Raw genomic sequence first — 14350 nt, forward strand, 5'->3', positions numbered from 1 at the left:
AAAACATCGAGGCAGGGTAGCCCAGGGCGCGACAAATCGCACCCGCTGTTTCGCTCAGTCGGCCCTGGTGATGCCGTGTTTGCGCAGTTTTCGATACAAGGTATTGCGGCTGATGCCCAGATGCTCGGCGACACGGGTCAGGTGCCATTGTTTTGCCTCTAGCATGGCCAGCAGCGCTTGCCGTTCCGCGTCCTGCAATACCTCGGCACCCACGAATTCACCATCATTCTCGGATCCGACGCAGGCCCTGTGGGAGCGGACGATGGTTGGAAGATCCGCAAATACGATTCGGGCATCCTCGCAAAGCGCCACCAAGGTACGCAGTACATTGCGCATCTGCCGCACATTTCCCGGCCAGGCGAAGTCGAGCAGCGCCTGCCGTGCCGTGGGCTCGATATCGACCCGTTGCCCCTGCGCCTCCTGATGCAGCAAAAAGTCCAGCAGCTGCGCTTTGTCACTGCGTTCACGCACCGCCGGCAACGCCACCTCCAGGCCATTCAGGCGGTAATACAGGTCCTCGCGGAAACTGCCCTGCTCCACACGCTCCAGCAAGTCGCGGTGGGTGGCGCTGACAATACGTACATCCACCGCTTGCGGCTCGCCACCGATGGGCACCACCTGGCGCTCTTCCAGTACCCGCAGCAGGCGGGTTTGCAAGGCCAGCGGCATGTCGCCGATCTCGTCCAGCAGCAGGGTGCCGCCGTCGGCCTGCAGCAGCTTGCCGCGCATGCCTTCTTTGCGTGCTCCGGTAAAACTGCCGCCTCGGTAACCGAACAACTCGCTCTCGATCAGGCTCTCCGGGATCGAGGCACAGTTGATGGCGATGAACGGCTTGCCGCGTCGCCCGCTGGCCTGGTGCACGGCCTGGGCAAACGCTTCTTTGCCACAACCGGTTTCACCACGCAGCAACAGCGGCACGTCACGCTCGAACACCCGTACGCTGCGGCGGAATTCGTTCTGCAGAGCCGGGTCGAGCAGGCAGATGGCCGGTTCCATCGGGTGCATGGGCAAGGGTTGCGCAACAGGCACCGACCACACCGGCGCTCGGGCCTTGCCGCGCAGGCTGGCAAACACCTGGCGACCGTCAAGCGTATGCAGCGGCCAGACCGTGCTGCCAGCGGGGGTGGCGCGGCTGAACAGATCGTCGTGGCTACAGGCAAAAAAGCGCTCCACGGGTTTGCCCAGCACGCCACCGCGCACGCTGCCCAGCAGGTTCAACGCGCTCTGGTTGGCAGCACAGATCCGCCCATCGCCGTCGAACGCCAGCAGGCCTTCGCTGAACAGGCCGACCGACTCGGCCTGCAGGTGAAAACGCAGCAGCCACTGCTGCTCGAAGTGGCGCAGGAAATAACAGCTTTCAATCATCTTCGCCGACAGGTTCACCAACGCCATGGTGTGGAACTGGCTCTGGCGCGACACGTCAGGCCGTGCCGATGACACATCCAGCACCGCCAGCAGTTCGCCATGCGGGTCGAACACCGGGCTGGCCGAGCAGGTCAGGCCAGTGTGGCGGCCACGGAAATGCTCGTTCTGGTGAATGGTCAACGCCTGACGCTCGACCAGGCAGGTGCCGATGCCGTTGGTGCCCTCGCGCGCCTCGCTCCAGTCAGCGCCCAGCCACAGCCCGGCGCGCTCGAAGCTGCGCCGCTCGGTCGGCGCGCTGACACAATTCAGGATCACCCCACGGGCATCGGTCAGCAGCACCGCATGGCCGGCCCCGGAAAGCTGCTGGTGCAGGCTGTTCATTTCATGATCGGCAATTTGCAGCACCTGGCGCAGGCGCTCGCGGCTTTCCAGCAAACGCCCATGCTCAAGCACCACGGGCGCCTCGATCACCGAAGGGTCGAGGTGGTAGTCCTCCAGGCAGCGCAGCCAGGAGCGGGCGATGGACGGGTCACTGCCGCCCTCCCCAGCCCCACCATGGGCAACGGTATGCACTTGCTGGGCATGGCGAATGAAAGGATTGCTCTGCATTTGTTGTAGTTCTCCGCAGATAGAGCGCTCCGCCAGCATCCTCCACCCGGGAAGCCTTTGCAATGCACCCGCCTGTGACGTGTCGCAAATGGCACAAAGTGTCACCCCCGCGCGTACCGGGGCTGGTACAGCGGCCAATCACAGAGCCTTGGAAGCTGACCCAAGTCATTGATTTGCCTGGTGTGCGAAACGCTGGCCCAACCTTTGCTCTACGCTTTCCAACTCCTCAACAAACATAACAGCCAGGAGACACACCATGCGTTACGCACATCCCGGTACCGAGGGCGCGAAGGTTTCCTTCAAGAGCCGCTACGGCAACTACATCGGTGGTGAGTTCGTTCCTCCGGTAAAGGGGCAGTACTTCGAAAATACCTCCCCGGTGAATGGCAAGCTGATCGCCGAATTCCCCCGTTCCACTGCCGAAGACATCGATAAGGCGCTCGACGCCGCCCACGCCGCTGCCGACGCCTGGGGCCGCACTTCAGTGCAGGACCGCTCCAACGTGCTGTTGAAAATCGCCGACCGCATCGAGCAAAACCTCGAACTGCTGGCGATTACCGAAACCTGGGATAACGGCAAGCCGGTCCGCGAAACCCTTAACGCCGACATTCCGCTGGCGGTCGACCACTTCCGCTACTTCGCCGGCTGCATCCGCGCCCAGGAAGGCGGCGCCGCGGAAATCAACGAAGGCACCGTGGCCTACCACATCCACGAGCCGCTGGGCGTGGTCGGGCAGATCATCCCGTGGAACTTCCCGATCCTGATGGCCGCCTGGAAACTTGCCCCGGCACTGGCCGCCGGCAACTGCGTGGTGCTCAAGCCTGCCGAACAGACCCCGCTGGGCATCACCGTGCTGGTCGAACTGATTGGCGACCTGCTGCCAAAAGGTGTGCTCAACGTGGTGCAAGGCTTTGGCCGCGAAGCCGGTGAAGCCCTGGCCACCAGCAAGCGCATTGCCAAGATTGCTTTCACCGGCTCCACCCCGGTGGGCTCGCACATCATGAAATGTGCAGCCGAAAACATCATTCCATCCACCGTGGAACTGGGCGGCAAGTCGCCGAACGTGTACTTCGAAGACATCATGCAAGCCGAACCGAGCTTCATCGAGAAGGCGGCCGAAGGCATGGTGCTGGCGTTCTTCAACCAGGGCGAAGTGTGCACCTGCCCATCCCGGGCACTGGTACAGGAGTCGATCTACCCGCAGTTCATGGAAGTAGTGATGAAGAAGGTGCTACAGATCAAACGCGGCGACCCGCTGGACACCGACACCATGGTCGGCGCCCAGGCTTCCCAGCAGCAGTTCGAGAAGATTCTGTCGTACCTGCAGATCGCCCAGGACGAAGGCGCCGAGCTTCTGACCGGCGGCAAGGTGGAAAAACTGGAAGGCTCGCTGGCCACCGGTTACTACATCCAGCCGACCCTGCTCAAGGGCAACAACAAGATGCGCGTGTTCCAGGAAGAAATCTTCGGCCCGGTGGTCAGCGTCACCACCTTCAAGGACGAAGCCGAAGCCCTGGCGATTGCCAACGACACCGAGTTCGGCCTGGGCGCCGGCGTGTGGACCCGCGACATCAACCGTGCCTACCGCATGGGCCGTGGGATCAAGGCTGGCCGCGTGTGGACCAACTGCTACCACCTGTACCCGGCGCATGCGGCGTTCGGCGGCTACAAGAAGTCCGGGGTTGGCCGTGAGACCCACAAGATGATGCTGGACCACTATCAGCAAACCAAGAACTTGCTGGTGAGCTACGACATTAACCCGCTGGGCTTCTTCTAAGCCCGTCAGCCAGAGCGGTTCGCGTGCACGAACCGCTCTGGCTCGCTTCCTGCAGTACCCATCACCATCGGCCCGGAACCCTTCCGGCCACCAAGAAAAAGAACAGGTGAAACTATGCCAAGCGATCATTCCGCCGGCTCGCCGGCAGGCTCTTCTGTCGACTTCGAAAAAGTCGGCTCGGACTATTTCCAGCAACGTGAACTGAAAAAAGGCGCCGCCGGCTGGGTACTGCTGGTCGGCCTGGGCGTGGCCTACGTCATTTCCGGCGACTATGCCGGCTGGAACTTCGGCCTGGCCCAGGGCGGCTGGGGCGGCATGTTCCTAGCCACCTTGCTGATGGCCACCATGTACCTGTGCATGTGCTTCTCGCTGGCCGAACTGTCGTCGATGATCCCCACCGCAGGCGGCGGCTACGGCTTTGCCCGCAGCGCCTTCGGCCCGTGGGGCGGCTTTCTGACCGGTACGGCGATCCTCATCGAATACGCCATCGCCCCTGCCGCCATTGCCGTGTTCATCGGCGCCTACTGCCAGTCACTGTTCGGCATCGGCGGCTGGATGATCTACCTGGTGTTCTACATCGTGTTCATCGGTATTCACATCTTCGGTGTTGGGGAAGCGTTGAAGCTGATGTTCATCATCACCGCCATCGCCGCCATCGCCCTGGCGGTGTTCCTGGTGAGCATGGTGCCCCATTTTGATGCAGCCAACTTGTTCGACATCGCCAAAACGGACGCGGTGGGCGCCAGCAGCTTCCTGCCGTTCGGTTATGTGGGCGTGTGGGCGGCCATTCCATATGCCATCTGGTTCTTCCTGGCTGTCGAAGGTGTGCCACTGGCCGCCGAAGAAACCAAGAACCCCAAGCGTGACCTGCCACGCGGCCTGATCGGTGCCATGCTGGTACTGTTGGCCTTCGCCCTGCTGATTCTGGTCGTCGGCCCCGGCGGTGCAGGCTCCGAAGCACTGAAAGCGTCCGGTAACCCGCTGGTCGAGGCACTGTCCAAAGCCTATGGCGGCAGCACCTGGATGGGCGGCTTCGTCAACCTGGTCGGCCTGGCCGGGCTGATCGCCAGCTTCTTCTCGATCATCTACGCCTATTCCCGGCAGATCTTCGCGCTGTCCCGCGCCGGCTATCTGCCACGCAAACTGTCGGAAACCAACAAAAGCAAGGCGCCGGTACTGGCCTTGATCATCCCCGGCATCATCGGCTTTGCCCTGTCGCTGACCGGCCAGGGTGACCTGCTGATTCTGGTCGCCGTATTCGGCGCTACCCTGTCTTATGTGCTGATGATGGCCGCGCACATCACCCTGCGCATCCGCCGGCCGAAGATGGAACGCCCATACCGCACCCCCGGTGGCATCTTTACCTCGGGCGTGGCGCTGGTGCTGGCCTGCATCGCTGTGATTGCCGGCTTCCTGGTCGACCCACGGGTGGTGATTGGCGCCGCAGTGATCTATGCGGTATTAATTGCCTACTTTGCTTTCTACAGCCGCCATCACCTGGTTGCGGGCACACCGGAAGAGGAATTCGCCGCGATCCAGAAGGCCGAAGAGGCCCTGCACTGATCGCCGCCACCCGCCGCAGGGCAACCTGCGGCTCTGGAGATTCTGTATGGCAAGTTTCGTACACACGGTCGGTCACCTGGTCTACCGCTTCGACAGCCTCAAGGAAGTGATGGCCAAGGCCAGCCCGGCGCGCTCCGGGGACTACCTGGCAGGCGTTGCGGCCAGCAACGACGGCGAACGCGTCGCCGCGCAGATGGCGCTGGCCAATATCCCGCTGACGCACTTTCTCAATGAAGCGCTGATCCCTTACGAAGATGACGAGGTTACCCGCCTTATCGTCGATACCCACGATGCCCAAGCGTTCGCACCGGTCAGCCACCTGACCGTGGGCGGCCTGCGTGACTGGCTGCTGAGCGAAGAGGCCGATGAACACAGCCTGCGCGCCCTGGCGCCCGGGCTGACACCGGAAATGGCAGCAGCGGTCTCGAAGATCATGCGTGTGCAGGACCTGGTGCTGGTAGCGCAGAAGATCCGCGTGGTTACTCGTTTTCGCGGTACCATGGGCCTGCGCGGGCGCCTGTCGACCCGGCTGCAGCCCAACCACCCGACCGACGAGCCGGCCGGTATCGCCGCCAGCATTCTCGACGGCCTGCTGTACGGCAACGGCGATGCCATGATCGGCATCAACCCGGCTACCGACAGCATCGCCTCGATCTGCGCCCTGCTGGAAATGCTCGACGCCATCATCCAGCGTTACGACATCCCTACACAGGCCTGCGTGCTGACCCACGTCACCACCTCGATCGAGGCGATCAACCGTGGCGTGCCGCTGGACCTGGTGTTCCAGTCCATCGCCGGTACCGAGGCGGCCAACGCCGGGTTTGGCATCAACCTGAACGTGCTGCAGGAAGGCTACGAAGCGGGCCTGTCGCTGAAGCGCGGCACCCTCGGGCAAAACCTGATGTACTTCGAAACCGGCCAGGGCAGCGCGCTGTCGGCCAACGCCCATCATGGGGTCGACCAGCAAACCTGCGAAACCCGCGCCTATGCCGTGGCCCGCCACTTCAAGCCGTTTCTGGTCAACACTGTGGTCGGCTTCATCGGCCCGGAGTACCTGTACAACGGGAAGCAGATCATCCGCGCCGGCCTGGAAGACCACTTCTGCGGCAAGCTGCTGGGCGTGCCGATGGGCTGCGATATCTGCTACACCAACCACGCCGAAGCCGACCAGGACGACATGGACACCCTGCTGACCCTGCTGGGGGTGGCCGGGATCAACTTCATCATGGGCATCCCCGGTTCCGACGACATCATGCTCAACTACCAGACCACCTCGTTCCACGACGCGCTGTACGCACGCCAGACCCTGGGCCTGAAGCCCGGGCCGGAATTCGAAGCGTGGCTGGCCCGCACCGGCATCTTCACCCAGGCCGATGGCCGGGTGCGCTTTGGTGACAACCTGCCGCCGGCCTTCCGCCAGGCCTTGGCACAGCTTGCATAGGGATGACCATGGACCCTCGCACACCTACCCCCGACAACCCTTGGCTGGCCCTGCGCACCCTGACCCCGGCACGCATCGCCCTGGGCCGCACCGGCACCAGCCTGCCGACCGGGGCGCAGCTGGACTTCCAGTTCGCCCATGCCCAGGCCCGCGATGCCGTGCACCTGGCCTTCGACCACGCCGGCCTGGCGACCCAACTGAGTGACCGTGGCCGTGACAGCCTGGTACTGCACAGTGCCGCCAGCGACCGCCACCAGTACCTGCAGCGCCCGGACCTGGGCCGGCGGCTCAACGAAGACTCGATTGCCACCCTGCGCCAGCACGCACAGGCCAACCCCGGCGGCGTCGACCTGGCCATCGTGGTTGCCGATGGCCTGTCGGCGCTGGCTGTTCATCGCCACACCCTGCCGTTCCTGAGCCGTTTCGAGGAGCAAGCGGCGGCTGATGGCTGGACCAGCGCCCCTGTGGTGCTGGTGCAGCAGGGCCGCGTGGCAGTGGCAGACGAGGTCGGCGAACTGCTGGGCGCACGGATGACCGTGATGCTGATCGGCGAACGCCCAGGGCTCAGCTCACCAGACAGCCTGGGCCTGTATTTCACCTACGCGCCGAAGGTCGGCCTGACCGATGCCTACCGTAACTGCATTTCCAACATCCGCCTGGAGGGCCTGAGCTATGGCATGGCGGCGCACCGCTTGCTGTACCTGATGCGCGAAGCCTGCAAACGCCAGCTTTCCGGGGTGAATCTGAAGGACGAAGCCGAGGTCCATAGCCTGGAGAGTGAAGACAGCGCCAACCAGAAAGGCAACTTCCTGCTCGGCAAAGGGTAAAAAACATGTCACGGAAGGCGGATTGCACTTGTGACGCGCATTGGGCAGCATGCCCTTGAACGCTGCAGGCATTCCGCTGTTTCCCTAAATGGACTCTGAGGGCCGCACATGCGCATCATCAAGGCAACCCTGGAACACCTCGACCTGCTCACGCCACTGTTCGTCAGATACCGTGAGTTCTATGGGCAGTTGCCCTACCCCGACAGCTCGCGCAGCTTTCTGGAAAAGCGCCTGAAACGGGATGAATCGGTGATCTACCTGGCGCTACCGGATGATGACGACAGCAAGCTGATGGGCTTCTGCCAGTTGTACCCCAGCTACTCGTCGCTATCGCTGAAGCGGGTATGGATACTCAACGACATCTACGTGGCCGAAGACTCGCGGCGCATGCTGGTGGCTGACCACCTGATGCGTGAGGCGAAGAAAATGGCGAAAGAGACCAACGCCGTGCGCATGCGGGTTTCGACCAGCGCGGACAATGAGGTCGCGCACAAGACTTACGAATCCATCGGGTTTCGTGAAGATACCGAGTTCAAGAGCTACATCCTGCCGATCACCCAGGATTGACTGTACCGGCCTCTTCGCGGGTAAACCCGCGAAGAGGCCGGTACAGGAATACCCCCGCCGTAACCCCCCGCTACAAACTCCCCGGGCATGTTCGCGACTTAGCCGTATAATGCCCCATCTGTCATGTGTGAAAATTTACCCATCCCCAGGTAACCGAGCCTACGCCCCAGAACACAGGTGCTGTACATGGATTTCAACCCGCTGGACCTTATCCTGCATCTCGATGCCTACCTCGATCTGCTGGTCACCAATTACGGTCCCTGGATCTACGCCATCCTGTTCACCGTCATTTTCTGTGAAACAGGGCTGGTGGTAATGCCTTTCCTGCCAGGCGATTCGCTGCTGTTCATCGCTGGCGCCGTGGCCGCTGGTGGTGGCATGGACCCGGTACTGCTGGCCGGCCTGCTGATGGCTGCCGCCATTCTGGGGGACAGTACCAACTACGTGATAGGGCGAACGGCCGGCGAGCGGTTGTTCAACAACCCCAACTCGAAAATCTTCCGCCGCGATTACCTGCAGCGTACCCACGACTTCTACGAACGCCACGGCGGCAAGACCGTGACCATGGCGCGCTTCCTGCCCATCCTGCGTACCTTTGCACCGTTCGTCGCCGGCATCGCACACATGCATTACCCACGCTTCCTCGGTTTCAGCATCGCCGGTTCGCTGCTGTGGGTGGGAGGCCTGGTTACCCTGGGTTACTTCTTCGGTAACGTGCCGTTCATCAAGCAACACCTGTCGCTGATGGTGGTGGGCATCATCATCCTGTCGCTGGTGCCGATGATCCTCGGCCTGCTGCGCGGCCGCCTGGGCCGGGCCGCCAAGGCTCACTGACCGCCACTCATGTGGTCGTTCAGCGCCTGGCGGCGCAAGCGCACCCTGGCGCGCTACCCCATCTCCCCCCAGCAATGGCAGGCTGTACGCGAGCGCCTGCCGATGCTGGACGGCATCAGTGACGCCGAAGACCACTGGCTGCGCGAAGCCTGCATCCTGTTCCTGCTCGACAAGCACCTCACCTGCCTGCCCGGCGTCGAACTGGACGACGAGCAGCGCCTGCTGCTGGCCGCCCAGGCGCAACTGCCACTGCTGCACCTGGGCGAGCTGAACTGGTATCAGGGCTTCCACGAAATTATCCTGTACCCCGACGACTTCAAAAGCCCCCAGCGCCACCGCGATGCCAGTGGCGTGGAGCACGTCTGGGACGGCGAGCACAGCGGCGAAGCCTGGCAGCAGGGGCCGATCATCCTGGCCTGGAACGGCGTGCTGGCCAGCGGCGGCTGGGAGGCCTACAACCTCGTCATCCATGAGCTGGCGCACAAGCTCGACATGCTCAATGGCGATGCCAACGGCCTGCCCCCGCTGCACAGCGGCATGCCGGTGGATGAGTGGGCAACGGCCATGCAACAGGCCTACGACGACCTCAACCGCCAGCTGGACGCCAACCCCGACGCCGAAACCGCCATCGACCCCTATGCCGCGGAAAACCCGGCAGAATTCTTTGCTGTCACCAGCGAATACTTCTTTAGTGCCCCCGACCTGCTGCAGCAGGCTTATCCATTGGTCTACCGCCAGTTGTCGCTGTTCTACCGGCAAGACCCGCTGGCGCGCCTGCGCCGGCTACAGGCAGAACACCCCGAATACCGCGAAAGCCACGCCTGACGGGGCCGCACATCAGGCCAGGCGTGGCATGCCCCGGCAGAATGTGCCTATAATCGCCGCCACTTTTTTGGTCAAACACGGGGGCACTGCCCAATGAGCTACAGCAAGATTCCGGCGGGCAAAGACCTGCCGAACGACATCTACGTCGCCATCGAGATCCCGGCCAACCACGCGCCGATCAAATACGAGATCGACAAGGACAGCGACACCCTGTTCGTCGACCGTTTCATGGCTACCCCAATGTTCTACCCAGCCAACTACGGCTTCATCCCGAACACCCTGGCTGACGACGGTGACCCGTTGGACGTGCTGGTTGTTACCCCTTACCCGGTAGCGCCAGGCTCGGTTATCCGCGCCCGTCCGGTTGGCGTGCTGAACATGACCGACGACGGCGGCGGCGACGCCAAGGTCATCGCTGTTCCTCACGACAAGCTGTCGCAGCTGTACGTTGACGTGAAGGAATACACCGACCTGCCAGCCCTGCTGATCCAGCAGATCGAGCACTTCTTTGCCAACTACAAAGATCTCGAGAAGGGCAAGTGGGTCAAGATCGAAGGCTGGGAAGGCGCCGACGCCGCCCGTGCCGCGATCACCAAATCGGTTGCTGCCTACAAAGGCTGATACCGGTTGCAGGAAGAACCCCGCCATGGCGGGGTTTTTTTATGCCTGCACGGGCGATGCTCAGGTTACTGGTAATAAATCCTACGCAGTCCTACATCAACTCCCTACAAACCACCCCTTTTCGTACAACCCCTGTCAACACCCGGTTCATATGCTTGCTGCCCCCCCGCCGCTACACTCGCCAGCATGAACACTTCCGGCGACCGCCTCAAAGCCCTGCTCCACGAATGTGGCCTGACCCCTTCCGATTTTGCCGCCCAACGCAGCGTCACACCGCAGCACGTCAACAACTGGTTCAAACGGGGTGTGCCTTTGGCCCGGCTGGACGAACTGGCCGACTTGTTCTGCGTGCATCGCCGTTGGCTACGCACCGGAGAAGGGCCCAAACATCCCAACCCGATCCTGCGCAGCGGCGCGCCCCGGCCGACGCCCGTCAACCCGCCCTCTCCGCTGTCGGTGGAACATGGCCGGGCAGTTAAGGTGCCCTACTACCAGTTGCAACAAGGCCTGCTGTCGCCGGTGGCCAGCAAACACCTGCGCTTGCCGGCAAAAGCGTTGAGGGGGCTGGGTGTGCATGCTGCCAATGCGATCTGCCTGGCGATGCCGGCCAGCAACATGCTGCCGCTGATTCCGCTGAATGCCAGCCTGGCCATCGACCTGGGCATGACCCGAGTGGTAGAGGGCGAAACCTATGCCCTGCTGCACAACGGCATGCTCAGGGTGAACAACCTCAGCCTTGGCCAGCACGGTACGCTGTACCTGCACAGCCATGACCGGCGCAACTACGCAGTCGAACGCTACACCCCCGCACAGTGCCAGGCGCAGGGCCTGGAAATTCTTGGCTGGGTGTTTCACTGGTCGCATTTCCGCCAACAGCGGCCTGGCTGAAACACCCTGTGCCATTTTTTGCTGGGCATCCTGCGCGTGCCCTTGTATGCTACGCGGCACATTCAGCCCCGACCTGCGCAAGCCGCGGTCCAGAGGGCTCTGGCGATATCCCACACGGGCATCTGCCATTTCTTTCAGGCCCTTGATGGCCACTCAGTTAAGGCGATTGCGGCTTACCATAAATTAGTCGGAAGCGTCCCCGAGAAGCCGGCCACAAGCCGGCTTTTTAATGCCTCGCCGAAAGCCATCCCAAGCCCTCTGCAGCCTGCCTCCCCCCTTCGAGAAGCTGACGAAAAAGTAATGTCGAACTCAGTTTTCTGACAGCGGCAACTCGCTAGTTTGGTCGTGGGCTGCGACATCCAGCAGCCAGGATATCCGCACTCCACACGACTGGACGCAACGGCATGCAAAGCAAAACCACAAGACGCACCTTCGTCAAAGGCCTGGCCGCTACCGGACTGCTCGGCGGGTTGGGCATGTGGCGCACGCCGGTGTGGGCCTTGAACAGCCCTGGCCAGCCAACCGTGCTGACGGGCAGCGACTTCGACCTGTACATCGGTGAACTGCCGGTCAATATCACCGGCACAACGCGCACAGCGATGGCCATCAACGGCTCTATACCTGGCCCAACGCTTCGCTGGCGCGAAGGCGATACCGTTACGCTTCGCGTGCGCAACCGTTTGAAGCAGGACACCTCCATCCACTGGCACGGCATCATCTTGCCGGCCAACATGGATGGCGTGCCAGGCCTGAGCTTCGATGGCATCGCCCCGGATGGCCTGTATGAGTACAGGTTCAAAGTCCATCAGAACGGCACCTACTGGTACCACAGCCACTCAGGCTTCCAGGAACAGGTTGGGGTGTACGGCGCGCTGGTCATCGATGCGAAAGAACCCGAGCCGTTCACCTATGACCGGGATTACGTGGTGATGCTCAGCGACTGGACGGATGAAGACCCTGCCCGGGTGCTGTCCAAGCTCAAGAAACAGTCTGACTACTACAACTTCCACAAACGGACGGTGGGTGATTTCGTCAACGACGTGTGCGAAATGGGCTGGTCCGCTGCGGTGGCTGATCGCACGATGTGGGCCGAAATGAACATGAGCCCCACCGATCTCGCGGACGTGAGCGGGTACACCTACACCTACCTCATGAATGGCCAGACACCGGGCGGCAACTGGACGGGGATATTCAAGCCTGGCGAAAAAATTCGCCTGCGCTTCATCAACGGCTCCGCCATGACGTATTTCGACGTGCGTATTCCCGGCCTGAAGATGACCGTGGTTGCGGCGGATGGGCAAAATGTGAAGCCGGTATCGGTCGACGAGTTCCGTATCGCGGTTGCTGAAACCTACGATGTGATTGTCGAGCCCGAAGATGAGCAGGCATACACCCTCTTTGCTCAATCCATGGACCGTACCGGCTATGCCAGGGGAACGTTGGCTGTCCGCGAAGGCTTGCAAGCGGCTGTTCCAGCTGTTGATCCACGCCCGCTGATTTCCATGAGCGACATGGGTATGGATCACAGCGGCATGGCGGGGATGGACCATGGCAGCATGGCCGGCATGGACCACAGCCAGATGGCCGGCATGAGTGGGGCCATGCAGCGCCATCCTGACTCAGAGACCAACAACCCCTTGGTCGACATGCAGACGATGAGCCCGACGCCGAAACTGAGCGACCCGGGCATCGGGCTGCGTAACAACGGCCGCCGTGTGCTGACCTATGCGGACCTGCGCAGCACCTTCATTGATCCCGACGGCCGAGAACCTGGCCGCACCCTCGCGTTGCACCTCACAGGCCACATGGAAAAGTTCGCCTGGTCGTTCGACGGGGTCAAGTTTTCCGATGCCGAGCCGCTGCGTCTCAAATACGGGGAGCGCCTTCGTATCACCTTGGTCAACGACACCATGATGACTCACCCCATCCACCTTCATGGTATGTGGAGCGACCTGGAGGATGAGAACGGCAACTTCATGGTGCGCAAGCACACCATCGACATGCCGCCTGGCTCGAAGCGAAGTTACCGCGTGACTGCGGATGCCTTGGGGCGCTGGGCCTATCACTGCCACCTGCTGTTCCACATGGAAATGGGCATGTTCCGAGAAGTCCGCGTGGACGAATGAGCGGGAAGTCCGAGATGAAAAAACCTATGAAGCAAAGCGCAATTTTCCTCTCTGCTACCACCGCAGGCCTGCTGGCTGTCTACGCCCCGTCGTCGTGGTCCAGCGACAACCATGGCGCGATGAAGGGCATGGATCATAGAAGCATGGATCACTCGAAGATGAACCATGGTGCTGCCACCCCTGCGACGCCCAGCCGAACGCCGATTCCCGAATTGACGGATGCAGACCGGCAGGCGGCATTCCCCCCGCTGGGAGGGCATCAGGTGCACGACAGCGCACTCAATAGCTTCTTCTTGCTGGACCAGCTTGAGTATCAGGATGCAGACGAGGGAAGCACCCTGGCCTGGGATGCTACCGGGTGGGTCGGCGACGATATCAACCGGGTGTGGTTTCGCTCCGAAGGCGAACGCACCAACGGCGTCACCGAAGATGCCGAGTTGCAGTTGCTCTATGGCCGCGCTGTCAGCCCCTGGTGGGATGTGGTTGCCGGGGTGCGCCAGGATTTCAAACCGCAATCCCCGCAGACCTGGGCTGCATTCGGTATCCAGGGCATGGCGCTTTACGGCTTCGAGGCCGAAGCCACCGCGTTCCTGGGTGAGAACGGTCAAACCGCCGCGCGCCTGGAAGGCGACTACGACATTCTGCTGACCAATCGCCTGATTCTTCAGCCCACCGCCGAAGCCAATTTCTATGGCAAGAACGACCCTGAGCGCGGTGTGGGCTCTGGCCTGGCCAATACGGAGGTCGGGCTGCGGCTACGGTATGAAATTGTTCGCCAGTTCGCACCTTACATAGGCATCACCTGGAACCGTTCCTATGGCAGAACGGCCGATTTCATCCGCGACGAGGGCGGCGATGTGGATGAAGCGCGTTTCATTGCCGGCATCCGCATGTGGTTTTGAGAGCC

General features: G+C 62.0%; 12 protein-coding genes. 11 read left to right on the plus strand and 1 reads right to left on the minus strand.

The genetic code is table 11. The features are described 5' to 3' along the window. Window positions 1-54: 54 nt before the first annotated feature. On the minus strand, window positions 55-1974 hold the full coding sequence (locus ACF8R4_RS24895; protein ID WP_060499523.1) for a sigma-54-dependent Fis family transcriptional regulator: 1920 nt from the start codon (window positions 1972-1974) through the stop codon (window positions 55-57). 256 nt (window positions 1975-2230) lie between these two features. Between ACF8R4_RS24895 and ACF8R4_RS24900 the strand changes: the two genes are divergently transcribed. The 11 genes from ACF8R4_RS24900 to ACF8R4_RS24950 all read left to right on the plus strand — a co-directional run bounded on the left by ACF8R4_RS24900 (window position 2231) and on the right by ACF8R4_RS24950 (window position 14345). Then, window positions 2231-3751 carry an aldehyde dehydrogenase family protein gene (locus ACF8R4_RS24900; RefSeq protein WP_060499524.1) on the plus strand — a complete coding sequence of 507 codons (1521 nt, stop codon included), beginning with the start codon at window positions 2231-2233 and terminating at the stop codon, window positions 3749-3751. A gap of 114 nt (window positions 3752-3865) precedes the next feature. Next, on the plus strand, window positions 3866-5314 hold the full coding sequence (eat, locus tag ACF8R4_RS24905; RefSeq protein ID WP_060499525.1) for an ethanolamine permease: 1449 nt from the start codon (window positions 3866-3868) through the stop codon (window positions 5312-5314). Window positions 5315-5360: 46 nt separating this feature from the next. After that, window positions 5361-6755, plus strand: a complete 1395-nt coding sequence (locus ACF8R4_RS24910; RefSeq protein ID WP_060499526.1) for an ethanolamine ammonia-lyase subunit EutB — start codon at window positions 5361-5363, stop codon at window positions 6753-6755. An 8-nt stretch (window positions 6756-6763) separates the two neighbouring features. Further along, window positions 6764-7582 carry an ethanolamine ammonia-lyase subunit EutC gene (eutC, locus tag ACF8R4_RS24915; protein WP_060499527.1) on the plus strand — a complete coding sequence of 273 codons (819 nt, stop codon included), beginning with the start codon at window positions 6764-6766 and terminating at the stop codon, window positions 7580-7582. A gap of 108 nt (window positions 7583-7690) precedes the next feature. Then, on the plus strand, window positions 7691-8149 hold the full coding sequence (locus ACF8R4_RS24920; RefSeq protein ID WP_104833530.1) for a GNAT family N-acetyltransferase: 459 nt from the start codon (window positions 7691-7693) through the stop codon (window positions 8147-8149). 186 nt (window positions 8150-8335) lie between these two features. Next, window positions 8336-8983: a DedA family protein gene (locus ACF8R4_RS24925; protein ID WP_016715375.1), complete on the plus strand. Its 648-nt coding sequence runs from the start codon at window positions 8336-8338 to the stop codon at window positions 8981-8983. Window positions 8984-8992: 9 nt separating this feature from the next. Next, window positions 8993-9808, plus strand: a complete 816-nt coding sequence (locus tag ACF8R4_RS24930; RefSeq protein WP_060499529.1) for a zinc-dependent peptidase — start codon at window positions 8993-8995, stop codon at window positions 9806-9808. Between the two features lie 93 nt (window positions 9809-9901). Next, on the plus strand, window positions 9902-10429 hold the full coding sequence (gene ppa / locus ACF8R4_RS24935) for an inorganic diphosphatase (RefSeq protein ID WP_003255365.1): 528 nt from the start codon (window positions 9902-9904) through the stop codon (window positions 10427-10429). A gap of 186 nt (window positions 10430-10615) precedes the next feature. Next, window positions 10616-11317 carry an XRE family transcriptional regulator gene (locus ACF8R4_RS24940; protein ID WP_060499530.1) on the plus strand — a complete coding sequence of 234 codons (702 nt, stop codon included), beginning with the start codon at window positions 10616-10618 and terminating at the stop codon, window positions 11315-11317. A gap of 404 nt (window positions 11318-11721) precedes the next feature. After that, a complete protein-coding gene (locus ACF8R4_RS24945; protein WP_392493667.1) occupies window positions 11722-13443 on the plus strand; it encodes a copper resistance system multicopper oxidase in 1722 nt (573 codons plus the stop codon). A 26-nt stretch (window positions 13444-13469) separates the two neighbouring features. Then, window positions 13470-14345: a copper resistance protein B gene (locus ACF8R4_RS24950; protein ID WP_392493668.1), complete on the plus strand. Its 876-nt coding sequence runs from the start codon at window positions 13470-13472 to the stop codon at window positions 14343-14345. The last annotated feature ends 5 nt before the right edge of the window (window positions 14346-14350 follow it).

This window comes from Pseudomonas sp. FYR_2 (assembly GCF_043106425.1).
Taxonomy (GTDB): domain Bacteria; phylum Pseudomonadota; class Gammaproteobacteria; order Pseudomonadales; family Pseudomonadaceae; genus Aquipseudomonas; species Aquipseudomonas monteilii.